Source organism: Pseudomonas yamanorum, assembly GCF_900105735.1.
GTDB lineage: Bacteria > Pseudomonadota > Gammaproteobacteria > Pseudomonadales > Pseudomonadaceae > Aquipseudomonas > Aquipseudomonas yamanorum.
The window spans coordinates 2107789-2132124 of record NZ_LT629793.1 but is presented as its reverse complement, the minus strand read 5'-3'; the positions used below and the strand labels follow the sequence as shown (position 1 = coordinate 2132124).

Here is a 24336-nt window from a genome sequence, read left to right as displayed (position 1 = left end):
CCGTCAGTGGCAATGTGTTGTCAGTTATTTACCGCCACTACCGGCCACGCTTTCGCCGCCGCGGGTCAGGTAATAGGCACCGAGAATCGGGAACATCGTCACGATCATCACCAGCATCGCCACCACGTTGGTCACCGGCACATCCCGTGGTCGGCTCAACTGGTTGAGCAGCCACAGCGGCAAGGTGCGTTCGTGGCCGGCGGTGAAGGTGGTGACGATGATTTCGTCGAACGACAGCGCAAACGCCAGCATGCCGCCGGCCAGCAACGCCGAGCCGAGGTTGGGCATGATGATGTAGCGGAAGGTCTGCCAGCCGTCGGCACCGAGGTCCATCGAGGCTTCGATCAGGCTGTGGGAAGTGCGGCGCAAACGGGCGATCACGTTGTTGTAGACGATCACCACGCAGAAGGTCGCGTGGCCGACGATGATGGTGAACATCCCCGGTTCAATCCCCAGGGTCTTGAAGGTCGCCAGCAACGCGATACCGGTGATGATCCCTGGCAGCGCAATCGGCAGGATCAGCATCAGCGAGATGCCTTGCTTGCCGAAGAACTCCCGGCGATACAACGCCGCCGAGGCCAGGGTGCCGAGCACCATCGCAATCAGCGTGGCGATGGCCGCGATTTGCAGCGACAGCTTGATCGCTTCCAATACGTCCGGCCGCGAGAAGGCCACGCTGAACCACTTCAGGGTGAAGCCATGGGGCGGAAAGCTGAACGCGGCTTCTTCGGTGTTGAAGGCGTAGAGGAAGATGATCAGGATCGGGAAATGCAGGAAAACCAACCCACCCCAGGCCGCGATTTTTAGACTCCACGAAGCTTTTTCAGAGTGCATCGAAGGCCCCCAGACGTTTGACGATGGACAGGTAAACCGCGATCAGCACGATCGGCACCAAGGTGAATGCAGCGGCCATGGGCATGTTGCCGATAGCGCCTTGTTGGGCGTACACCATGCCGCCGACGAAGTAACCCGGCGGGCCCACCAGCTGCGGCACGATGAAGTCCCCCAGGGTCAGCGAGAACGTAAAGATCGAACCCGCCGCAATCCCCGGCACCGACAGCGGCAAAATAACTTGCATGAAGGTCTGGCGCGGCTTGGCGCCAAGGTCGGCCGAGGCTTGCAGCAACGACGGCGGCAGGCGTTCAAGCGAGGCCTGGATCGGCAAAATCATGAACGGCAGCCAGATGTACACAAACACCATGAACCGCCCCAGGTGCGAAGTGCTCAAGGTGCTGCCGCCCACGCCGGGAATGCCCATGATGAATTGCAGCGCCGGCTCCAGGCCCAGGTGCTGCACGAACCACTGCGCCACGCCACCCTTGGCCAGCAGCAAGGTCCAGGCGTAGGCCTTGACGATGTAGCTGGCCCACATCGGCATCATCACCGCGATGTAGAAAAACGCCTTGGTCTTGCCGGTGGTGTAGCGCGCCATGTAATAGGCGATGGGGAACGCGACGATGGCACTGGCGATGGACACCACGATCGCCATGCTCAAGGTGCGCACGATGATGTCGAAGTTCGACGGCTGGAACAGCGCGGCGAAGTTGGCCAGGGTCAGGTCCGGCGTGACCGCCATGGTGAAGTCATCGAAAGTGTAGAAGCCTTGCCACAGCAAGGTCAGCAGCGAACCCAGATAGATCGCACCGAACCAGATCAACGGCGGCACCAGCAGCAACGACAGGTACAGGTTGGGCTTCTTGTACAGCAGGTTGGAAAACCTGCGCATCGGGGGGTGGGACACGGCCAGGCTCATGTCACACCTCGCCTGCGATATCGGTCAACGGGGTCATGGCTTCCCGCGCCCAGCGCGCGGTGATGGACTGGCCGACCTGATGCCCGGCGGTGGTGTCCAGCCATTGATTGTTGGCCTGGCTGATGTTCAGGGCCTGGCCGTTTTCCAGTTTCAGTTCATAGCGGGTGGCGCTGCCCTGGTACTGGATGTCATGCAGCAGGCCGCTGACTTCCACCTCGCCGCTGCCCAGCGGGCCTTCGGCAAAACGCACGTGTTCCGGGCGGATCGAGAACGGCTGCGGGTTACCGCTCAAGCGTTGCGCCAGCTCGCCACGAATCACGTTGGAGGTGCCGACGAACTCTGCGACGAAGGTGGTGGCGGGCTTCATGTACAGGTTGCGCGGGGTGTCGACCTGTTCGATGCGGCCCTTGTTGAACACTGCCACGCGGTCGGACATCGACAGCGCCTCAGTCTGGTCGTGGGTGACGAAAATAAAGGTGATGCCGAGTTGGCGTTGCAACTTCTTCAACTCGCTTTGCATCTGCTCGCGCAGCTTCAGGTCGAGAGCGCCGAGGGGCTCATCCAGCAGCAATACGCGCGGACGATTGACCAGTGCGCGGGCCAATGCCACCCGTTGACGCTGGCCACCGGAGAGTTGCACCGGCTTGCGGTCGCCGTAGCCGCCGAGGGCGACCATGCCGAGGGCTTCTTCGGCGCGGTTGAGGCGTTCGGTCTTGCCCACGCCTTTGACCTTGAGGCCGTAGGCTACGTTGTCCCGCACGTTCATGTGGGGGAACAGCGCGTAATCCTGGAACACGGTGTTCACGTCGCGCTGGTAGGGCGGCAAACCGGCAGCTTCTTCGCCATGAATACGGATGGAGCCGGCACTCGGTTGCTCGAACCCGGCGATCAGGCGCAGGCACGTGGTTTTGCCCGAGCCTGAAGGGCCGAGCATGGAAAAGAACTCGCCGTCCTGGATATCGATGGAAACCCGGTCAACGGCTTTCACTTCGCCGAACTGACGGGAAACGTGGGTGAATTGGACTGCAAGCGTCATGGTGCGGTGCTCCAAAAAGGCGCGTCTTGTAAAAATTAAATCGGAGGTAGAGGTGATCGTTCCCACGCTCTGCGTGGGAACGCCTCCTGTGACGCTCTGCGTCACGACGTTAAAAGCGGACGCGGAGCGTCCAGACTGCGTTCCCACGCGGAGCGTGGGAACGATCAACTAGGGCGGGCTAGCGGCCGCCCATGATCGCGATGTAATCCTGGGTCCAGCGGCTGTACGGCACGAACTTGCCGCCTTCAGCCTGCGGGGTTTTCCAGAAGGCGATCTTCTCGAACTGGTCGAAACCGTTGGTCTTGCAACCCTCGGCACCCAGCAGTTCGCTTTCCTTGCACGCGGCGGGCACCGCCGGCAACGAACCGAACCACGAGGCCACGTCACCCTGGACCTTCGGCTGCAGCGACCAGTCCATCCACTTGTAGGCGCAGTTCGGGTGCTTGGCTTCGGCGTGCAACATGGTGGTGTCCGCCCAGCCGGTAGCGCCTTCCTTCGGAATGGTCGAGGCAATCGGCTGTTTCTCGTTGACCAGGCCGTTGACCTGATACGGCCATGCGCTGGAGGCCACCACGCCTTCGTTCTTGAAGTCACTCATTTGCACGGTGGTGTCATGCCAGTAGCGGTGGATCAACGGTTGCTGGGCGCGCAACAGGTCGAGCACGGCCTTGTACTGGGTTTCGGTCAGCTCGTACGGGCTCTGGATGCCCAGTTCCGGCTTGGTGGCCTTGAGGTACAGCGCCGCATCGGCGATGTAGATCGGGCCGTCATAGGCCTGCACACGGCCTTTGTTTGGCTTGCCGTCCGGCAGGTTCTGCGCCTCAAACACCACATTCCAGCTGGTGGGCGCGGTCTTGAACACGTTGGTGTTGTACATCAACACGTTCGGGCCCCACTGGTACGGCGTGCCGTACGTTTGCTGGCCGACCACGTACCACGGCGCATCTTTCAGGCGCGGGTCGATGTTCTTCCAGTTGGGAATCAGCGAGGTGTTGATCGGCTGTACGCGCTTGCCGACGATCAGCCGCAGCGAGGCATCGCCGGATGCGGTGACCAGGTCGTAGCCGCCCTTGGCCATCAAGCTCACCATCTCGTCAGAGGTGGCGGCGGTCTTGACGTTGACCTTGCAGCCGGTCTCTTTCTCGAAACCGGTGACCCAGTCGTAGTTCTTGTCGCTTTCGCCACGTTCGATATAGCCGGGCCAGGCGACGATATCCAACTGGCCTTCGCCGGCGCCGACCGCCTTGAGCGGTTCGGCGGCCTGGATACTGACACTGGCCAGCAGCGCGGTGGTCAGGGCACTGAGCAGTGCGGTCTTGTGCGCAGACATGGGGGTTCCCTCTTCTTTAATTATGGTCGGGGCAGTTTTTGCAGCAGGTGGTGCGTGAGCGTAGTTGTTGTTTTAAAGATGCTGGCCGTGGCGCGCCATGATGTGCCGCACCACGCTGTAGTCCTGTAGCGAATCACTGGACAGATCTTTCCCATACCCCGAACGCTTCAAGCCGCCGTGGGGCATTTCGCTGACCAGCATGAAATGACTGTTGATCCAGGTGCAGCCGTATTGCAGGCGCGATGCCACCTGCATGGCCTTGTCCAGGTTCTGGGTCCAGACGGAGGAAGCCAGGCCGTATTCCGAGTCGTTGGCCCAGTCCACGGCCTGCTCCAGTTCGTCGAAGCGGGTCACGGTGACCACCGGCCCGAACACTTCGCGCTGCACGATTTCATCATTCTGTTTACAACCGGCCAGCAAGGTTGGCTGGTAGAAGAACCCCGCGCCGGAATGCACGGCGGCGCCGGTAATGCGTTCGATATGCGGCTGGCCGAGGGCGCGTTCGACAAAGCTGGCCACACGGTCGCGCTGGCGCGTGCTGATCAGTGGGCCGAGTTCGTTATCGGCATCGCGCTTGCCGGCGAACCGCAAGCTGCTGACGGCGGCGCCGAGGTCGGCCACCAACTTGTCGTGAATGCCCGCCTGGGCGTAGATGCGGCACGCGGCGGTGCAGTCCTGGCCGGCGTTGTAATACCCGTAGGCGCGCACGCCTTCGACCACGGCTTGCAGGTCGGCGTCGTTGCACACGATCACCGGAGCCTTGCCGCCCAGTTCCAGGTGGGTGCGCTTGAGGGTCTTGGAGGCGGCCTGGAGGATTTTTTGCCCGGTGACGATATCGCCGGTCAACGACACCATGCGCACCTTCGGGTGGCTGACCAAATGGCTGCCGACCCCTTCGCCGCCGCCGCACAGAATGTTGATCACCCCGCGCGGCAACAGCTGGCTCAGTACGGGCGCCAGGGCCAGGATCGACAGCGGCGTATGTTCCGAGGGCTTGAACACCAGGGTATTGCCGGCGGCCAGGGCCGGAGCGATTTTCCAGGCGGCCATCATCAGCGGGTAATTCCAGGGCGCGATCGAGGCGACCACGCCAATCGGATCACGGCGCACCATGCTGGTGTAGCCCGGCAGGTATTCACCGCTGAGCTGCCCAGTCTGGCAACGCACGGCACCGGCGAAGAAGCGGAACACATCGACAGTGGCGCTCAAATCGTCCTGGCGTGCCAGGTGCAACGGCTTGCCGCAGTTCAGGGATTCCAGGCGGGCGAGGTAGTCGGCCTGTTTTTCGATGGCATCGGCGATGCCCAGGAGAATGTTCGAGCGTTGCTGGGGCGTGGTTCGCGACCAACCGGCAAAGGCGCGGTGGGCGGCGAGAATCGCGGCTTCAACCTGTTCGGTGCTGGCCTCGGCGATATGGGTGAGGATTTCACCGGTGGCCGGGTTGATGATCGGCTCGACAAAACCTTCGCCTGCGACCAGTTCGCCGTCGATCAGCAACGCAGTGAGCAGCGGTGTGGGCGCGCCAGACATTTTTCGCGATCTCTTTTCTTGTGTGGTCATGGCTGTTCTCTTACGAGGCGCCTGACCTTCTCTTATGGGATGAGCAGAGACTAGAGGTCAGGCGCGAGGTCAACAAATACTAAATACTGAAAGCAGCATTCGATTAAATAGATGGCTTGCGCGGGTGGGGCTGTTCGCGGGCTACCGTCAGGAACGGGTCCACCAACGCCGGGCGCGCCGTGCCCCGGCGCCAGGCCAGGCCCACATCGAGGGTTTGGCTGAGGTCGGCAATCGGCCGGGCTTCGATGATGTCGCCCTCCAGGGACCAGGGGCGGTAGGTCATGTCTGGCTGGATCGACACGCCGAGGCCGGCGGCTACCAGGCTTCGCACGGCTTCCGTCGAGGCGGTGCGCAAGGTGACGCGGGGTTGCAATCCGGCGCCGGTCCACATTCGTTGGGCGTTGTGGCCCATTTCATCGACGTTCAGTTGAATCAGCGGCTCGCGGGCAACGTCGGCGAGGTTGATGCTGTCGTGTTCCAGCAGCGGGTGCTGGGCGGGCAGCCATAAACGGTGGGGCGAGTGGGTGAGCACTTCGGTTTGCAGGGCGTGGCGGTCTTCGAGGTTGGAGAGGATCAGCACGCCGACGTCGATTTCACCGCTGACCAGCAGGTGTTCGATGTAGGGGCGTTCGTCCTCCATCACGCGGATTTCGACATTGGGATAGGCGCGCTGGAAGCGTGTGAGCAAATCCGCCAGGTAATAACCGGCGACCAGGCTGGTCACACCGATGATCAATTGCCCGGCCACCTGGTCGGTGCTCTGTTGCAGGCTGCGCTTGGCGTTGTCGACGGTGGCGAGGATCAAGTGCGCCTGGCGCAGGAACTGGTGGCCCTGGTGGGTCAGGGTCATGCCCTTCGCGTGGCGGTTGAACAGGTTGACGCCGATTTCCTGTTCCAGTTGCTGGATCGCCAGGGTCAGGGTGGACTGGGATATGAAGGCGGTCTGGGCGGCGGCGGAGATCGAGCCGGTCTCGGCCACGGCGATGAAGTGACGGATCTGACGCAAGGTCATCATGCTGGAATTACCAGTGGGGTGTTTTTATAGATTTGTTCGAGTGTATATCGTTTTAATTGAGGGGTAAGCGCGTTACATCTGGAAGCACTCTAGATCGGGGGTTTTTGGCACTTAGTTTTACGCTGGGGGCCTATTGGTCCTGTGAACCCTAGTTTCTGGAGGCTGTGAATGAATACCCGTGGATTGCTCGATCAACTGCTCAAATCCGGGCAGGACATGTTGCAGAACAAGGCTGGCGGGCAGCGCAAGTCAGATGACAAAGGTGCCCTTGGCGGCCTGCTGGGCGGCGGCGGGTTGGGAAGCTTGCTCGGCGGTGCCGGTGGTGGGGCCCTTGCGGCCGGTGCCATGGGGTTGTTGCTGGGTAACAAGAAAGCCCGCAAGTTTGGCGGTAAGGCGCTGACCTACGGTGGGTTGGCGGCGCTTGGGGTGATTGCCTACAAGGCGTATGGCAACTGGCAGGCGCAGCAGGCCAATGCGCCTCAGGGGGAGCCGCAGACCATTGATCGCCTGCCGCCGGCGCAAGTTGAGCAACATAGCCAGGGGATTTTGAAGGCCCTGGTGGCTGCGGCCAAGGCTGACGGGCATGTGGATGAGCGGGAGCGGGCGTTGATCGAAGGGGAGTTTTTGAAGCTGGACAATGATCGTGAGTTGCAGCAGTGGTTGCATGCTGAACTGAACAAGCCGCTGGATCCGGCGGATGTGGCTCGGGCTGCCAGCACTCCGGAGTTGGCTGCCGAGATGTATATCGCCAGTGTGATGTTGGTGGATGAGGAGAACTTCATGGAGAAGTCGTATCTCGATGAGTTGGCGCGGCAGCTTAAGCTGGAGCCTGGGTTGAAGGCTGAACTGGAGAAGCAGGTGCGGCAGGCTGTGGTGGTTTGATTGTGTACATATCCGTTGTTTAGGTAACGGCGGCTTATGGTTCCGCTCTTACAGCGGCTCACTTTGGAAAAGCCGGAATGCCGGCCCAGCCCAAAGTAAGCAAAGGGCTCTGCCCCGCCTGTCGGCGCCTCGCTGTGGCTCGGCGTTCCCTCACTCCGGCATTGCTCCGCGGGCCGCCGCTACGGGCCATCCATGGCCCGGCGCGGCTAAACCGGCGTCCTGCCGGTTTACCCGCTCCGCAATACCTGCGTTCGGCCTCGGGCTTATTGGGGCAGTCAGATCAAAATCAAAAGCAAGAGCACAGCGGCCTCCCGGCCGGCTTGAGTGTTAAAAGCCAGATCAAAAGCCAGAGCGAAAGCCAAATCTGAAGAGGCAGCTCTGCTTTTCTGTGGGAGCTGGCTTGCCTGCGATGCAGACAACTCGGTTTTTCAGATGCACCGAGGCGATGCCATCGCAGGCAAGCCAGCTCCCACATTTGACCGTGCCCGCTTTAGATTTTGATTTAGCTTTTGCTCTTCAACACTCAAGCCGGCCGGGAGGCCGCTGTGCTCTTGATGTTGATCTTGATTTTGATCTTAGGCGCCCCGTTAAACCACGCTGGCCGAACGCAGGCTTTGGAGCGTGGGTAACCTGGCAGGACGCCAGGTTAGCCGTCCTGGGCCAAGGATGGCCCATGACGGCGGCCCACGGTCCAAAGCCGGAGTGAGGGCACACCGAGCCTAGGCGAGGTGCCGAGTGGTGGGGCAAGAGCGTTTTGCTTACTTTTGCGCTCTTCAAAAGTGAGCCGCTGTAAGAGCGGAACCGTCAGCAGCCGTTACCGCAGCAACGGATATGCCCCCCCAAGAAAACTTTCCCCCCTGCGCGTGACCCAGATCCCACAACCCGTTGATTAATGATGGCACCCGCTCAGCTATACTCCCCTCCATTTGAATGGCCCTCGAGGAATTACTGTGAAGAACTGGACCTTGCGCCAACGGATATTGGCGAGCTTTGCGGTCATCATCGCGATCATGCTGCTGATGGTAGTGGTCTCGTATTCACGCCTGTTGAAGATCGAGGCTGGCGAAGAGTCAGTCCGCGACGACGCAGTCCCAGGGGTCTACCTCAGCTCGATGATCCGCAGCGCCTGGGTCGACAGCTACCTCGACACCCTCGATATCATTGGCCTGCGCAAAGACAAGACACTCACCGACGCCGACAAGGCCGACTACCAGTCCTTCGAAGCCCGCATCCTCACGCAAATGGCCAATTACAAGGCAACCATCAACGGCGGCGACGATCAGGCCGAGTTTGATAAATTCGAAGCCCTGCACCAGGCCTATAACAAGGCATTGGCCACCGTAACGGACAACCTGCAACGCAATGACGTCGCCACCGCCCGCAAAGTGTTCGACGAAGAGCTGACCCCGACCTGGACCGCAGGCCGCAAGAAGCTCAACGACATCATTACCGAAAACAAAAACGTCGCCGACCGCGCCACCAACGCCATCGACGACGCCGTGTCCGCCGCGAAAATCAGCATGGGCGTCTCACTGATCCTCGCGATCCTCGCCGCCGGCCTCTGTGGCCTGCTGCTGATGCGCGCGATCATGGCGCCGATGAAACGCATCGTCGATATCCTCGAAGTCATGCGCACCGGCGACCTGAGCAAACGCCTGAACCTGGAACGCAAGGACGAATTCGGCGCGGTGGAAACCGGCTTCAACGACATGATGACCGAACTCACCGCCCTGGTATCCCAGGCCCAGCGCTCCTCGGTACAGGTCACCACCTCGGTCACCGAGATTGCCGCCACTTCCAAGCAACAACAGGCCACCGCCACGGAAACCGCTGCAACCACTACGGAAATCGGCGCTACTTCCCGGGAGATCGCTGCCACTTCCAAGGATTTGGTCCGCACCATGACCGAAGTCTCCACCGCTGCCGACCAGGCCTCGGTAGCCGCCGGTTCCGGCCAGCAAGGCCTGGCACGCATGGAAGAAACCATGCACTCGGTAATGGGCGCTGCCGACCTGGTGAACGCCAAGCTGGCGATCCTCAATGAGAAGGCCGGCAACATCAACCAGGTGGTGGTCACCATCGTCAAGGTCGCCGACCAGACCAACCTGCTGTCCCTCAACGCCGCCATCGAGGCCGAGAAGGCCGGTGAATACGGTCGCGGTTTTGCCGTAGTAGCCACCGAAGTACGGCGCCTGGCCGACCAGACTGCCGTGGCCACTTACGACATCGAGCAGATGGTGCGCGAGATCCAGTCGGCGGTGTCGGCCGGGGTGATGGGCATGGACAAGTTCTCCGAAGAAGTGCGCCGTGGCATGTTCGAAGTGCAGCAAGTGGGCGAGCAGCTGTCGCAGATCATCCACCAGGTGCAGGCCTTGGCGCCGCGGGTGTTGATGGTCAATGAAGGCATGCAGGCCCAGGCCACCGGCGCCGAGCAGATCAACCATGCCCTGGTGCAGTTGGGCGATGCCAGCAGCCAGACCGTAGAGTCCCTGCGCCAGGCCAGCTTTGCCATCGACGAGCTGAGCCAGGTCGCGGTCGGCCTGCGCAGCGGCGTGTCGCGTTTCAAAGTCTGATGAGCGACCTCGCGGCTAAACGCGGTGCCGTTGCGGCAGTGAAGAAAGCACTGTTCCTGGTGTTTCACATCGGCAATGAACGCTATGCCCTCAAGGCCACGGAAGTGGCCGAGGTACTGCCGCGCCTGCCGCTCAAGCCCATTGCCCATGCGCCTGTGTGGGTCGCCGGGATCTTTGCCCATCGTGGGGCGATGGTGCCGGTGATCGACCTCAGTGCCTTGACCTTCGGCACGCCGGCCCAGGCGCGCACCAGCACGCGCCTGGTACTGGTCAATTATCAGCCGGATGCAGCCATTCCGGCGCGCTGGCTGGGGCTGATCCTCGAACAGGCCACCGACACCCTGCGTTGTGATCCGGCGGAGTTCCAGCCTTACGGCCTCGACAACCGCGAGGCTCCGTACCTGGGCCCGGTGCGCGAAGACGAGCATGGCTTGATGCAGTGGATTGGCGTGGCCGACCTGTTGACGGCTGATGTGCAGGCGCTGCTGTTTGCCGCCGGCGAGGAGGATTGATGAGCAGTGATCAACGCTTCTTCGACTTCCTGAAAGAACGCATCGGCCTCGATGTTGCCTCGGTGGGCGAAGCGATCATCGAGCGTGCCGTACGCCAACGCAGCCTGTCACTGAATGCGCAGACCGCAGATCAATATTGGCAACAGTTGCTGGCCTCCACCGACGAACAGCAAGCGCTGATCGAAGCGGTGATCGTCCCCGAGACCTGGTTTTTCCGTTACCCCGAGTCCTTCGCCACCCTGGGTCGGCTGGCGGTCGCACGTCTGGCCGAAATCAAGCACATGCGGGCCCTGCGGATCCTCAGCCTGCCGTGTTCCACCGGCGAAGAACCCTACTCGATTGCCATGGCCTTGCTTGACGTCGGTCTGGCGCCTCATCAGTTCAAGGTGCAGGGCATGGACGTCAGCCCGCTGTCGGTGGAGCGTGCCCGTCGCGGGGTGTACGGCAAGAACTCGTTTCGTGGGCAGGACATCGAGTTCCGCGATCGCCACTTTACCGAGCAAACCGACGGCTACCGAATTGCCGACCGAGTACGCGAGCAAGTGCGCCTGCAAGTGGGCAACCTGCTGGACCCGACGTTGCTGGCCAATGAGCCCAACTACGATTTCGTGTTCTGCCGCAACCTGCTGATCTACTTCGACCAGCCAACCCAGAAGCAGGTGTTTGAAGTGCTCAAGGGACTGACCCACGTCGACGGCGTGCTGTTTATCGGGCCTGCCGAAGGCAGCCTGCTGGGGCGCCTGGGCATGCGCTCGATTGGTGTGCCGCAGTCGTTTGCCTTCAGTCGCCACGCTGAACCTGCGCCTGAGCCGGTATTTGTGCCGCTGCCCGCGCCGATCCCTCAGCGCAGTGCCGCGCCAATCCCGACCAAGCCCCGGCCGTTCAGCACCCTCAGTGCTCAAGTGGTACCGATCAAGCCGCCGCCCCCACACTCGGACGCAGCCGATCTGCTCAGCCAGATTGCGACCCTGGCCAATGAAGGCAAAAGCCTGGAGGCCCGTGCCGCCTGCGAGCGTTATTTGCAGAGCCATCCACCGGCGGCCCAGGTGTTTTATTGGCTGGGCCTGCTCAGCGATGTGGCCGGCAGTGCCCTGGAAGCCCAGGGTTATTACCGAAAAGCCTTGTACCTGGAACCCCAGCACTCGCAGGCCTTGATGCACCTGGCCGCGTTGCTCGAATCCCAGGGTGATGTCGCCGGCGCCCGCCGTTTGCAGGCCCGTGCCGCCCGCAGCGAGCGTAAACAATGACCCTGGATACCGCGCTGAACCTGGCCCTGGCCGACACCCAAGCCATTGATGACTGCTGGAACCGCATCGGCATCCACGGCGACAAGTCTTGCCCGTTGCTGGCCGAGCACATTCACTGCCGCAACTGCTCGGTGTATTCCGCCGCCGCCACGCGCCTGCTCGATCGCTACGCCTTGCAGCAGGACGATCATCGTCACGTAGCGGCGCCGGAAGTCGAAGGCGATGTGGTCACCCGTTCGCTATTGGTGTTCCGCCTCGGTGAAGAATGGCTGGGCATCGCCACCCGCTGTCTGGTGGAAGTGGCGCCGCTGCAGCCGATCCATTCCTTGCCCCATCAGCGTTCACGCGCTTTGTTGGGCGTGGCCAACGTGCGTGGCGCGCTCGTAGCATGCCTGTCCCTGGTGGAGTTGTTGGGGCTGGACGGCACCAGCAGCGGCCCAAGTGGCGGGCGAATCATGCCGCGCATGCTGATCATCGCGGCGCAGGACGGCCCGGTGGTGGTGCCGGTGGACGAAGTGGACGGCATCCATGCCATTGATGAGCGCACCTTGAACGCGGCGTCTGCCTCGGGCACCCAGGCCAGCGCCCGCTATACCCAAGGCGTATTGCAGTGGAAGGGCCGCAGCCTGCGCTGGCTGGACGAGGCGCAATTGTTGTCTGCCGTGACCCGGAGCCTCACATGACCCCCGACCAAATGCGCGATGCCTCGCTGCTGGAGCTGTTCAGCCTGGAAGCCGACGCCCAGACCCAGGTGCTCAGCGCTGGCCTGCTGGCTCTGGAGCGCAACCCGACCCAGGCCGACCAGCTCGAAGCCTGCATGCGCGCCGCCCATTCTCTGAAGGGCGCGGCGAGGATTGTAGGGGTGGACGCCGGTGTCAGCGTCGCCCACGTGATGGAAGATTGCCTGGTCAGCGCCCAGGAAAGCCGGCTGTACCTGCTGCCGGAGCACATCGACGCGTTGCTGCAAGGCACGGATTTGCTGATGCGCATTGCCACGCCGGGCAACACCGTGGGCCCGGCGGACATCGAGGCCTACGTGGCGCTGATGGAGCGGTTGCTCGACCCGTCGCAAAAAGTCGCGCCGCCCGCTGCGCCGCCACCCACACCCGCACCAGAACCTGAACTGTCGATGGAAGCGCTGCTGACCCTGCCGCCGGAGCCCGAACCCGCGCCGCCCGTCAGTGCCGAGCTGCCACGTCAGAACAAGCGCATGACCGAAGGCGGCGAGCGGGTGCTGCGGGTCACCGCCGAACGCTTGAACAGCCTGTTGGACCTGTCCAGCAAATCCCTGGTGGAAACCCAGCGGCTCAAGCCATATCTCGCCAGTTTGCAACGCCTCAAGCGCATCCAGAACAACAGTGCCCGGGCCCTGGATAACCTCGACGGCCATCTCAAGACCGTCGAGCTGAGCCTGGAAGCCCAGGAAGCCCTGGCCGACACCCGCCGCCTGTTGAGCGAAGCCCAGGCGTTGCTCGCGGAAAAAACCGCCGAAATCGATGAGTTCGGCTGGCAGGCCGGGCAGCGCGCCCAAGTCTTGTACGACACCGCGCTGGCGTGCCGCATGCGGCCGTTTGCCGACGTGCTGGCCGGGCAGGTGCGCATGGTCCGGGACCTCGGCCGCAGCCTCGGCAAACAGGTACGCCTGGAAATCGAAGGCGAGAAGACCCAGGTCGACCGCGACGTACTGGAAAAGCTTGAAGCGCCGCTGACTCACTTATTACGCAATGCCGTCGACCACGGAATCGAAATGCCCGAGCAACGCTTGTTGGCCGGCAAACCTGCCGAAGGCTTGATCCGCCTGCGAGCGTCCCACCAAGCCGGCCTGCTGGTGCTGGAGTTGAGCGACGATGGCAACGGTGTCGACCTGGAACGCCTGCGCGGCACCATCGTCGACCGAAATTTGTCGCCAGTGGAAACCGCCCTGCGCCTGAGCGAAGAGGAATTGCTGACGTTCCTGTTCCTGCCGGGTTTCAGCCTGCGGGACAAAGTCACCGAGGTCTCCGGGCGCGGGGTCGGCCTGGATGCGGTGCAGCATATGGTTCGCCAGTTGCGTGGTGCGGTGGTGCTGGAGCAGACGGCGGGGCAGGGCAGTCGCTTTCATCTGGAAGTGCCGTTGACCCTGTCGGTGGTGCGCAGCCTGGTGGTGGAGGTCGGCGAAGAGGCCTACGCCTTCCCGCTGGCCCACATCGAACGCATGTGTGACCTGGCGCCCGACGACATCGTGCAATTGGAAGGCCGCCAGCATTTCTGGCACGAAGGCCGGCATGTCGGCCTGGTCGCTGCCAGCCAGTTGTTGCAGCGTCCACCGGGACAGGGCAATCAGGAAACCCTCAAGGTCGTGGTGATCCGAGAGCGCGATGCGGTCTACGGGATTGCCGTGGAGCGTTTTATCGGCGAGCGCACGCTGGTGGTGTTGCCCCTGGATGCCCGGCTGGGCAAGGTCCAGGACATCTCGGCCGGGGCCTTGCTGGATGATGGCTCGGTGGTGCTGATCGTCGACGTTGAAGACATGCTGCGCTCGGTGGACAAGCTGCTTAATACCGGTCGTCTGGAGCGCATCGCCCGACGTGCCCAGCAAACCCAGGAAGCAGCGCGCAAGCGTATTCTGGTGGTGGACGACTCACTGACCGTGCGTGAGCTGCAACGCAAATTGTTACTTAATCGCGGTTACGAAGTAGCCGTGGCGGTCGATGGCATGGATGGCTGGAACGCGCTGCGCTCCGAAGACTTCGACCTGTTGATCACTGACATTGATATGCCTCGCATGGATGGTATTGAATTGGTCACACTCTTGCGCCGTGATACTCGCCTGCAATCCCTGCCGGTGATGGTTGTTTCCTACAAAGATCGGGAAGAAGACCGCCGCCGTGGACTGGACGCCGGCGCCGACTATTATCTAGCCAAGGCCAGCTTCCATGACGATGCGCTGTTGGACGCGGTGGTAGAGCTGATTGGAGGAGCCCGGGCATGAAGATTGCGATCGTCAATGACATGCCCATGGCTGTGGAGGCGTTGCGCCGGGCGCTGAGCCTTGAGCCGGCCCATCAAGTGGTGTGGGTCGCCAACAATGGCCTGGAGGCAGTGCAGCGCTGCGCGGAACTGACTCCCGACCTGATTCTGATGGACCTGATCATGCCGGTGATGGATGGCGTGGAAGCCACTCGCCAGATCATGGCCGAGACGCCCTGCGCGATCCTGATTGTCACCGTCGACCGCCAGGCCAACGTCAGCCGCGTGTTTGAAGCGATGGGGCATGGCGCCCTGGACGTGGTCGACACCCCCGCACTGGGGGTGGGTAATCCGAAGGACGCCGCGGCGCCGTTGCTGCGCAAGATCCTCAACATCGGCTGGCTGATCGGCCAGCGTGGCAGCCGCGTGCGGGCCGAACCTGCGCCCCAGCGAACCATGGGCAAGCGCCAGAGCCTGGTGGCCATTGGTTCGTCCGCCGGTGGCCCGGCTGCCCTGGAATCCCTGCTCAAGGGCTTGCCCCGGGACTTCTCGCCGGCCATTGTGCTGGTGCAGCATGTGGACCAGGTGTTCGCCGCCGGCATGGCCGAATGGCTGAGCAGCGCCTCGGGCTTGCCGGTACGCCTGGCCCGGGAAGGCGAGCCGCCCCAAAGTGGCGTCGTGTTGCTGGCGGGCACCAACCATCATATTCGTCTGCTGAAGAACGGCACGCTGGCCTACACCGCCGAACCTGTGAACGAGATTTACCGGCCGTCCATCGACGTGTTTTTCGAGAGCGTCGCCAGCCACTGGAATGGCGATGCCGTCGGCGTGTTGCTGACGGGGATGGGGCGTGATGGCGCCCAGGGACTTAAACTGATGCGTCAGCAAGGCTACCTGACCATCGCGCAGGACCAGCAAAGCTGTGCTGTTTACGGCATGCCCAAAGCGGCAGCGGCGATCGACGCGGCTGTTGAAATTCGCCCATTGGACAGAATTGCGCCACGATTGCTGGAAGTATTCGCAAAATGACCGATATCACACGCTGTCCTGGCCTGCAGGTAGTAATTCAGGTGACCGTAAATGAATGATTTACAGCTCGACGACTTCAAGACTGACGAAAACGCCGCCATGGTGTTGCTCGTCGACGACCAGGCCATGATCGGCGAAGCCGTACGCCGGGGCCTGGCCCATGAAGACAACATCGACTTCCATTTCTGCGCCGACCCGCACCAGGCCATTGCCCAGGCGATCCGTATCAAACCGACGGTGATCCTGCAGGACCTGGTGATGCCGGGGCTCGACGGCCTGACCCTGGTGCGTGAATACCGTAATCACCCGGCGACGCAGAACATCCCGATCATCGTGCTTTCCACCAAGGAAGACCCGCTGATCAAGAGCGCGGCGTTTGCCGCCGGGGCCAACGATTACCTGGTCAAGCTGCCGGATAACATCGAGCTGGTGGCGCGCATCCGTTACCACTCGCGCTCCTACATGACCCTGTTACAGCGGGACGCAGCCTACCGGGCGCTGCGGGTCAGCCAACAACAGTTGCTGGACACCAACCTGGTGCTGCAACGGCTGATGAACTCCGACGGCCTGACCGGGCTGTCCAATCGCCGGCACTTCGACGAATACCTGGAGCTGGAGTGGCGCCGTGCCATGCGTGACCAGACCCAACTGTCGCTGCTGATGATCGACGTAGACTTCTTCAAGACCTACAACGACAGCTTCGGCCACCTGGAGGGCGATGAGGCCTTGCGCAAAGTGGCTGCGACCATTCGTGATGCCAGCAGCCGTCCTTCGGATTTACCGGCGCGTTACGGCGGTGAAGAGTTTGCCCTGGTGCTGCCGAACACCTCGCCGGGCGGTGCGCGGCTGGTGGCCGAGAAACTGCGCCAGGCGGTGGCGGGCCTGAAAATCCCGCACATTGCCCCGGCGGAAGGCGCGAGCCTGACCATCAGTATTGGTTTGGCCACCATGACCCCGTTGCAGGGCACCGATTGCCGGCAGTTGATCTCGGCGGCGGACAAAGGCTTGTACCTGGCCAAGCACAATGGGCGTAATCAGGTGGGGATCGAGTAGGGAATACGGTCTGTGGGATATCGCAGACCTAATGTGGGAGCGGGCTTGCTCGCGGATGCGGTGTGTCAGTCAATGCATCTGGCGACTGAACCACCGTATTCGCGAGCAAGCCCGCTCCCATATTTGATCTTCATCGCTGTCTGGATGGTGCATATCCCCGCCTTTTCGGCCAAGCGGGCTGCCGTTCCCGCCCGTTTGTCGTTATACTCGTCGGCTTTCAAAAGTTCGCCAACGAGTGCTGCCCGCCATGGAAATCAACCCGATCCTTAACACCATCAAGGACCTGTCCGAGCGCTCCGAAACTATTCGGGGGTATCTTTGACTACGATCAAAAGCATGAGCGTCTGACCGAAGTCAATCGCGAGCTTGAAGATCCGGCTGTCTGGAACAAACCTGAATACGCCCAGGAACTGGGCCGCGAGCGCGCTGCGCTGGCGCAGATCGTTGAAACCCTCGACGAACTGAACACCGGCCTGGCCGATTGCCGCGACCTGCTGGACATGGCCGTCGAAGAAAACGACGAAGGCGCAGCGGGCGATGTCGTCGCCGAGCTGGCCCGTCTCGAGGAAAACCTCGCCAAGCTCGAATTCCGCCGCATGTTCAGCCATGAAATGGACCCGAACAACGCCTACCTGGACATCCAGGCCGGTTCCGGCGGCACCGAGGCCCAGGACTGGGCCAACATCCTGTTGCGCATGTACCTGCGCTGGGCTGACAAACGCGGTTTCGATGCCACCATCATGGAGCTGTCGGCCGGTGAAGTGGCCGGTATCAAGGGTGCGACCGTGCACATCAAGGGTGAATACGCCTTTGGCTGGCTGCGGACCGAGATCGGTGTTCACCGCCTGGTGCGCAAGAGCCCGTTCGACTCCGGCAACCGTCGCCATACCTCGTTCTCCGCCGTTTTCGTCTCCCCAGAGATCGACGACAAGGTGGAAATCGAGATCAACCCGGCAGACCTGCGCATCGACACCTACCGTTCCTCCGGTGCCGGTGGCCAGCACGTAAACACCACCGACTCGGCCGTACGTATTACCCACGTACCGACCAACACCGTGGTCAGCTGCCAGAACGAACGTTCCCAGCACGCGAACAAGGACACCGCCATGAAAATGCTGCGGGCCAAGTTGTACGAGCAGGAAATGCAGAAACGTAACGCCGCGTCCCAGGCGCTGGAAGACACCAAGTCGGATATCGGCTGGGGTCACCAGATCCGTTCGTATGTGCTCGATGCTTCGCGGATCAAGGATCTGCGGACCAACATCGAACGCAGCGACTGCGACAAGGTGCTCGACGGCGATATCGACGAATACCTGGAAGCCAGCCTGAAATCTGGCCTGTAAAGACTCTGTAGGAGCCGGCTTGCCGGCGATCCCCGGCCGCAGGCCGGGGGCAACGAACCTGTGATGGAATTTCAAAAGACATGAGCGACCAACAACTCGACCCGCAAGCCCTGCAACAGGAAGAAAACTCCCTGATCGCCCTGCGCAAGGAAAAGCTTGCTGCCGAGCGCGCCAAGGGCAATGCCTTCCCCAACGACTTCCGCCGCGAAAACTACTGCGATGCCTTGCAGAAACAGTACGCGGACAAGACCAAGGAAGAGCTGGCAGAGGCTGCGATCCCGGTCAAGGTGGCAGGTCGCATCATGCTCAACCGTGGCTCGTTCATGGTGATCCAGGACATGACCGGTCGCATTCAGGTCTACGTCAACCGTAAAACCCTGTCTGAAGAAACCCTGGCCTCGGTGAAAACCTGGGACATGGGCGACATCATTGCCGCCGAAGGCACCCTGGCCCGTTCCGGCAAGGGCGACCTGTACGTTGAAATGACCAACGTGCGCCTGTTGACCAAGTCGCTGCGCCCGCTGCCGGACAAGCACCACGGCCTGACCGACACCGAGCAGCGCTACCGCCAGCGCTACGTTGACCTGATCGTCAACGAAGAAGTGCGCCAGACGTTCCGCGTACGCTCGCAAGTGATCGCCCACATCCGCAGCTTCCTGATGAAGCGTGACTTCCTGGAAGTGGAAACGCCGATGCTGCAAACCATCCCCGGTGGTGCCGCAGCCAAGCCTTTCGAAACCCACCACAATGCGCTGGACCTGGAAATGTTCCTGCGTATCGCGCCGGAGCTGTACCTCAAGCGCCTGGTGGTTGGCGGCTTCGAGAAGGTGTTCGAGATCAACCGCAACTTCCGTAACGAAGGCGTTTCGACCCGTCACAACCCTGAATTCACCATGTTGGAGTTCTACCAGGCCTACGCCGACTATGAAGACAACATGGACCTGACCGAAGAACTGTTCCGCGAACTGGCGCAGTTGGTCCTGGGTTCCACCGATGTGCCGTACGGCGACAAAGTGTTCCACTTCGGCGAGCCGTTCGTGCGCCTGTCGGTGTTCGATTCGATCCTCAAGTACAACCCTGAGCTGACCGCTGACGACCTGACCGACATCGACAAGGCCCGCGCCATCGCCAAGAAAGCCGGCGCCAAGGTGCTGGGCTTCGAAGGCCTGGGCAAATTGCAGGTGATGATTTTCGAAGAGCTGGTTGAGCACAAGCTGGAACAGCCGCACTTCATTACCCAGTACCCGTTCGAAGTGTCGCCACTGGCCCGACGCAACGATGACAACCCGAACGTCACCGACCGTTTCGAGCTGTTCATCGGCGGCCGTGAAATCGCCAACGCCTACTCCGAGCTGAACGACGCGGAAGACCAAGCCGAGCGCTTCATGGCCCAGGTGGCAGACAAGGACGCGGGCGACGACGAGGCGATGCACTACGATGCCGACTTCGTTCGTGCCCTGGAATACGGCATGCCGCCTACCGCCGGTGAAGGGATCGGCATCGACCGGTTGGTGATGTTGTTGACCAACTCGCCGTCGATCCGTGACGTGATCTTGTTCCCGCACATGCGGCCACAAGCGTAACCGTAGCGAAATCCGAAGCCGCCTTTTATAAGGCGGCTTTTTTATGTGGCGTATTTAAGCGTCAAGCTAACAGCGCCAGATGATCGTCCCCACGCTCTGCGGGGGAACGCAGCCCGTGACGCTCCGCGTCACCCTGAAAGGAAGATCCGTCGTGAACCGCGTAATGGCTCAAAAGGGTGCTGCCGGCATCGCCGCTGCCGTGGCTGAAAGTGTTCAGTACCAGGGCCGCAAGGCCAGTCGCCGGGGCAGTGAGCAACGCCGGCAGGACATTCTCGATGCGGCGATGCGCATCGTGGTACGTGAAGGCGTGCGCGCCGTGCGTCATCGTGCGGTGGCGGCAGAGGCGGGGGTGCCATTGTCGGCCACCACCTATTACTTCAAGGACATCGATGACCTGCTCACCGACACCTTCGCCCAATACGTGGAGCGCAGTGCGGCGTTCATGGGCAAGTTGTGGGTGCGTAACGAAGGGCTGCTGCGGGAGATGGTCGCCTATGGCGACGGCAGCCCGCAGTCTCGTTCGCAACTGGCCGATGACATCGCACGCCTGACCGCCGATTACGTACAGCGCCAATTGCTCAACCGTCGCGAGCACCTGATGGCCGAGCAGGCGTTTCGCCAGGAGGCGCTGCTGAACCCGCGCCTGGCCGAGCTGGTACGTTCTCACCAACAAATCCTGCTGCAGGGCACTTGCCAGTTTTTCCAGGTATTGGGTTCGCGGGAACCGCAACAAGATGCCAAAGTGTTGACGGCGATTATCGGTCGGATGGAATATCAGGGCCTGCTGGGCGGTGCAGAGCCTCTGACCAGCGAAGAAATGCTTGAGATCCTCAAGCGTTACATGCATTTGGTGTTGGCTTCGGTCTGACACTGGGGAGTGTCCAATGAAAGCCTGGCGTGTCGTTGTGATCGCCTTGTCGTTCCTGTTGCTCAGCGGTTGCCTGGTGACTTTCAAGGACCCGTTGCCGGCCAGCGAGGCGGCGCCTGATGGTCTGCTTGGCAGATGGGCCAGCAAAAATGCCTGGGGCGAGCCGCTCAACTTGCAAATCAGCCGTGTGGGCGAACATCGCTACAAAGCCGTGAGCTACCCTAAAGCCAAGCCGGGCCAGCGGGATGAATACCTGTTCACGGTTTCCCGCCATGGCAGCCGCTGGTATTTGTCGGCGCCGTTGCCGACCAGGTTTGGCGGGCATTTCATCCTGGCAGGCTTCGAGCTCAACGATGAACACGAATTGGTGGTCTACAACCTCGACCTGGACCAGATCCACCAGGCTGTCGGCCAGAAAGTCCTTGGCGGCAGCACTGTCGAAACCGTCGAAGGCGACGGCGTATTGATCAACAGCCCCATGGCCCAGGTGTTTGCCTACCTGGATGACCCGGCCAATGCTGACGTGTTCGTCGAAGCCGTGCGCTACCAGCGCGCGAGCAAATAACGTTTAAAGAGGAAGTACCGGGTGGACGATTACCAGCAGACGATACGCACCTTGTCTGATCGCATTGTGCTGGCGCAAACACCGATTCGCGTCCTCGACGCCGTGAAGTGGGACGAGAATATTCGCCAGGGATTCCTCAAGGCCAAGGGCAAGGAAATGCCGGCGGTGGACCGCGATTACTACCTGAATCGACCGCTGTCGTTCGATTCCAGCGCGGTGAAGCTGGAGTTCCAGAACATCGAGCGTGACATCACCCGCCAACTGGGTCAGTTCAACCCGGTCGGGCAGATCATGCGGCGCATGTGCAAGGAATACCGCATGGTGGTGCGGATGCTCGAAGCCCGCGGCACCGAGGATTTCGGCCTGATCTCCCAGGAGCTGTACGGCGCCGCCTCCGATGCGTTCCACGCCGGTGACCCGACCCTGGCTGATCTGGGCCTGATGATGTCGGACTACCTGAACAATATTGATGGCCGTGGCGACCTCAAGGACGAAGCCAAGACCCTGACCGCCAAGGACGCCGTCAACCTGCTGCAAAGCCGCCTGAACAAGGTGTTCGGCGAGGCCGAGGAAACCATTCGGGTGTTCGAGTCCGACGGCATCGTGGCGGACGCAGCGGCAGGCGCCGACTACATCAAGATCCGCGCCGACGCGATGTTCAACGACCGCGACGTGCGTGCCCTGGAGGTCCATGAAGGTCTGGTGCATGTAGGCACCACCCTCAATGGCCAGAACCAGCCGATCTGCACCTTCCTGTCCAAGGGCCCACCCTCGTCGACGGTGACCCAGGAAGGCCTGGCGATCCTGATGGAAATCATCACCTTCGCCTCCTACCCCAGCCGCCTGCGCAAGCTGACCAACCGCACCCGCGCCATTCATATGGTGGAGCAGGGTGCCGATTTCCTGCAGGTGTTCGAATTCTTCCGCGAGCAGGGCTTTGAGATGGCGGAAAGCTACGGCAACGCCAGCCGGGTTTTCCGTGGGTCGACGCCTACGGGTCTGCCGTTTACCAAGGATTTGTCCTACTTGAAGGGCTTTATCATGGTTTACAACTACATTCAGCTGGCCGTGCGCAAAGGCAAACTTGAGCAAGTGCCGCTGCTGTTCTGCGGCAAGACCACCCTGGAAGACATGCGCACCCTGCGCCAACTGGTGGATGAAGGCCTGGTGGTACCCCCCAAATACCTGCCGGATCAGTTCCGCGACATGAATGCGTTGGCGGCGTGGATGTGTTTCTCCAACTTCCTCAACCATTTGAGCCTGGACCGGATCGAGGCGGATTACTCCAATATCCTTTAAGGGATTTCCCTGAAGGAACCGGGTCAAAATGTGGGAGCTGGCTTGCCTGCGATGGCGATGGTGAATCCAACACCGTTATCGCAGGCAAGCCAGCTCCCACAGTTGATCTCCATTAGCCATGGGACGCTATTCCAACCCACTCACGAGGCTTCAACGGATGAGAATCCTCGGCATTCTTTGCCTGCTATTGACCCTGAACGGCTGCAGCTCCCTGCTGTTTTACCCGGAGCGCGGCTTGCCGTTCACCCCGGAAAAGGCCCACCTGCAATACCGGGACGTCACGCTGACCACCGCCGATGGCCTCAAGCTGCACGCCTGGTGGCTGCCGGCCAAGGCCGGTGTGCCGCTCAAGGGCACGGTGCTGCACCTGCACGGCAACGGCGGCAACCTCGCCTGGCACCTCGGTGGCAGTTGGTGGCTGCCGGAGCAGGGCTATCAAGTGCTGTTGGTGGACTATCGCGGTTACGGCCTGTCCGAAGGTGAACCCTCGCTGCCGGCGGTCTACCAGGACATCGATGCGGCCTTCAAGTGGATCGACAACGCCCCCGAGACCCAGGGTCAACCACTGATCGTGCTGGGCCAAAGCCTGGGCGGTGCGCTGGTGGTGCACTATCTGGCAGAGCATCCCGAACGTCAGCCACAACTCAAGGCGCTGGTGCTGGACGGTGTGCCGGCCAGTTATCGTGACGTAGGACAATTCGCCCTCAGCACCTCCTGGCTAACATGGCCGTTCCAGGTACCGTTGTCGTGGCTGGTGCCGGACGCCGACAGTGCAATCAATGCCATGCCCCGCCTGACCGGGGTGCCGAAGTTGTTGTTCCACAGCCTCGATGATCCGATCGTGCCGCTGTCCAACGGCATCCGCCTGTATCAAGCTGCGCCGCCACCGAGGGTGCTGCAATTGACCCGGGGTGGTCACGTGCAGACCTTTGCCGACAAGACCTGGCAAACCGTGATGCTGCGCTACCTCGACGACCCGCAGCACTTCAACGGGCTGCGCCGCCTGGGGGAAATCCCCAATTACCCGACGGCCCCGAATTCCAACGCAGAGAGCCCGCAATGAGCGAAGAACGCAACATGATCCCCCTGATCCTCACTGGCATCGGCACCATCATCGGCACCGTCGGCTGCCTGTGGTACTACGGCTATTTGCACTTCGCCAAGCCCGAGGACGCGTTGCTGCTCAGCGACTTCACCATGCTCAAGACCGTGCCGGGCGAGGACTACAAAATCTCCCTGACCCCGGCTGCCCAAGTGGCGCAGTGCGTCGATGGCGTGCTGGTGCTATTTGATACTGAACAGAAAGGCCTGACCGGCGTACTGGTCAACAGCAAGAAACAGGCGGTGCGCTGCATGGGCCAGGAAACGCCGCAACTGGAGCAGTAAGGCCGGTCGCCGGAGCGTCGCTGGAACTATTCTGGATTGATTACCACAGATTTCGGACCGATCAGCGTCGCTGATTCGGTTACCTAATGTGGAGTTATCTATATGCAAGTTAATGATTCATCTTCTGCGCAAAGCTTTGGCAATTTTGGCAGCAAGGGTATCGAAGATTCCGGATCTCCCAAGGCTGAAGCTGGCCAAAGCGCCGGTGTCTCCAAGGGGATAGGGGGGGACGATCTTTTGGAGGTACTCAAGAAGTTGCTGATGCAAGCTGAGCAACAAAGCAGTCAAAGCCAGGGTGGTGAAGGCCAAGGCCAACAGGCTGGCAACGCCGGACAGATTCAGTTTGGTTGAGT

At 61.5% G+C, this 24336-nt stretch carries 22 protein-coding genes; 16 read left to right on the top strand and 6 right to left on the bottom strand.

Going from position 1 to position 24336, the window contains the following annotated elements:
* Positions 1-24 precede the first annotated feature (24 nt).
* From BLU46_RS10290 to BLU46_RS10265, 6 genes are all read right to left on the bottom strand, one after another.
* Positions 25-834 (bottom strand): ABC transporter permease, encoded by an 810-nt coding sequence (locus tag BLU46_RS10290; RefSeq protein ID WP_093201236.1) that lies wholly within the window; start codon positions 832-834, stop codon positions 25-27.
* On the bottom strand, positions 824-1753 hold the full coding sequence (locus BLU46_RS10285) for an ABC transporter permease (RefSeq protein WP_093201231.1): 930 nt from the start codon (positions 1751-1753) through the stop codon (positions 824-826). Before BLU46_RS10285 ends, BLU46_RS10290 begins: the two co-directional genes overlap by 11 nt.
* Position 1754: 1 nt before the next feature.
* Complete coding sequence (locus BLU46_RS10280; RefSeq protein ID WP_003209551.1) at positions 1755-2789, bottom strand: ABC transporter ATP-binding protein; 1035 nt, start codon at positions 2787-2789, stop codon at positions 1755-1757.
* Positions 2790-2967: 178 nt separating this feature from the next.
* A complete protein-coding gene (gene ydcS, locus BLU46_RS10275; protein ID WP_063032952.1) occupies positions 2968-4119 on the bottom strand; it encodes a putative ABC transporter substrate-binding protein YdcS in 1152 nt (383 codons plus the stop codon).
* Positions 4120-4191: 72 nt separating this feature from the next.
* On the bottom strand, positions 4192-5649 hold the full coding sequence (locus tag BLU46_RS10270) for a gamma-aminobutyraldehyde dehydrogenase (protein ID WP_172834529.1): 1458 nt from the start codon (positions 5647-5649) through the stop codon (positions 4192-4194).
* Positions 5650-5782: 133 nt separating this feature from the next.
* Positions 5783-6694 (bottom strand): LysR family transcriptional regulator, encoded by a 912-nt coding sequence (locus BLU46_RS10265; RefSeq protein ID WP_003209548.1) that lies wholly within the window; start codon positions 6692-6694, stop codon positions 5783-5785.
* 168 nt (positions 6695-6862) lie between these two features.
* On the opposite strand from BLU46_RS10265, the gene BLU46_RS10260 reads away from it, so the two are divergent.
* From BLU46_RS10260 to BLU46_RS10185, 16 genes are all read left to right on the top strand, one after another.
* The gene (locus tag BLU46_RS10260; RefSeq protein ID WP_063032950.1) at positions 6863-7576 is read left to right on the top strand and encodes a tellurite resistance TerB family protein; all 714 of its coding nucleotides are present in this window, start codon (positions 6863-6865) and stop codon (positions 7574-7576) included.
* A gap of 950 nt (positions 7577-8526) precedes the next feature.
* Positions 8527-10149 carry a methyl-accepting chemotaxis protein gene (locus BLU46_RS10255; RefSeq protein ID WP_063032949.1) on the top strand — a complete coding sequence of 541 codons (1623 nt, stop codon included), beginning with the start codon at positions 8527-8529 and terminating at the stop codon, positions 10147-10149.
* A complete protein-coding gene (locus tag BLU46_RS10250; protein ID WP_093201227.1) occupies positions 10149-10661 on the top strand; it encodes a chemotaxis protein CheW in 513 nt (170 codons plus the stop codon). Before BLU46_RS10255 ends, BLU46_RS10250 begins: the two co-directional genes overlap by 1 nt.
* Entirely contained in the window at positions 10661-11908 is a 1248-nt protein-coding gene (locus BLU46_RS10245) for a CheR family methyltransferase (RefSeq protein WP_093201223.1), read from the top strand. Before BLU46_RS10250 ends, BLU46_RS10245 begins: the two co-directional genes overlap by 1 nt.
* Positions 11905-12591, top strand: coding sequence for a chemotaxis protein CheW (locus tag BLU46_RS10240; protein ID WP_093201218.1), 687 nt, complete (start codon positions 11905-11907; stop codon positions 12589-12591). Before BLU46_RS10245 ends, BLU46_RS10240 begins: the two co-directional genes overlap by 4 nt.
* On the top strand, positions 12588-14879 hold the full coding sequence (locus BLU46_RS10235; RefSeq protein WP_063032945.1) for a hybrid sensor histidine kinase/response regulator: 2292 nt from the start codon (positions 12588-12590) through the stop codon (positions 14877-14879). Before BLU46_RS10240 ends, BLU46_RS10235 begins: the two co-directional genes overlap by 4 nt.
* On the top strand, positions 14876-15886 hold the full coding sequence (gene cheB, locus BLU46_RS10230) for a chemotaxis response regulator protein-glutamate methylesterase (protein ID WP_093201213.1): 1011 nt from the start codon (positions 14876-14878) through the stop codon (positions 15884-15886). The genes BLU46_RS10235 and cheB overlap by 4 nt, the downstream gene beginning before the upstream one ends.
* Positions 15887-15937: 51 nt before the next feature.
* A complete protein-coding gene (locus BLU46_RS10225) occupies positions 15938-16939 on the top strand; it encodes a diguanylate cyclase (protein ID WP_063032943.1) in 1002 nt (333 codons plus the stop codon).
* Between the two features lie 247 nt (positions 16940-17186).
* Positions 17187-18282, top strand: a protein-coding gene (gene prfB, locus BLU46_RS10220; RefSeq protein ID WP_108083577.1) for a peptide chain release factor 2 whose coding sequence is annotated in 2 segments (ribosomal slippage) — positions 17187-17258 and positions 17260-18282 — 1095 coding nt in all. Because the reading frame shifts where the segments join, the coding sequence is not laid out codon by codon here.
* Positions 18283-18362: 80 nt separating this feature from the next.
* Complete coding sequence (lysS, locus tag BLU46_RS10215) at positions 18363-19865, top strand: lysine--tRNA ligase (protein WP_063032942.1); 1503 nt, start codon at positions 18363-18365, stop codon at positions 19863-19865.
* Positions 19866-20016: 151 nt separating this feature from the next.
* Entirely contained in the window at positions 20017-20733 is a 717-nt protein-coding gene (locus BLU46_RS10210) for a TetR/AcrR family transcriptional regulator (protein WP_023659125.1), read from the top strand.
* A 16-nt stretch (positions 20734-20749) separates the two neighbouring features.
* Positions 20750-21298 (top strand): hypothetical protein, encoded by a 549-nt coding sequence (locus tag BLU46_RS10205; protein ID WP_093201208.1) that lies wholly within the window; start codon positions 20750-20752, stop codon positions 21296-21298.
* Positions 21299-21319: 21 nt separating this feature from the next.
* The gene (locus tag BLU46_RS10200; protein WP_017479451.1) at positions 21320-22597 is read left to right on the top strand and encodes a flavohemoglobin expression-modulating QEGLA motif protein; all 1278 of its coding nucleotides are present in this window, start codon (positions 21320-21322) and stop codon (positions 22595-22597) included.
* A gap of 157 nt (positions 22598-22754) precedes the next feature.
* Positions 22755-23660: an alpha/beta hydrolase gene (locus tag BLU46_RS10195; protein ID WP_093201204.1), complete on the top strand. Its 906-nt coding sequence runs from the start codon at positions 22755-22757 to the stop codon at positions 23658-23660.
* On the top strand, positions 23657-23983 hold the full coding sequence (locus tag BLU46_RS10190) for a hypothetical protein (protein WP_003219233.1): 327 nt from the start codon (positions 23657-23659) through the stop codon (positions 23981-23983). The genes BLU46_RS10195 and BLU46_RS10190 overlap by 4 nt, the downstream gene beginning before the upstream one ends.
* 102 nt (positions 23984-24085) lie before the next feature.
* On the top strand, positions 24086-24334 hold the full coding sequence (locus BLU46_RS10185) for a hypothetical protein (RefSeq protein ID WP_063032939.1): 249 nt from the start codon (positions 24086-24088) through the stop codon (positions 24332-24334).
* The last annotated feature ends 2 nt before the right edge of the window (positions 24335-24336 follow it).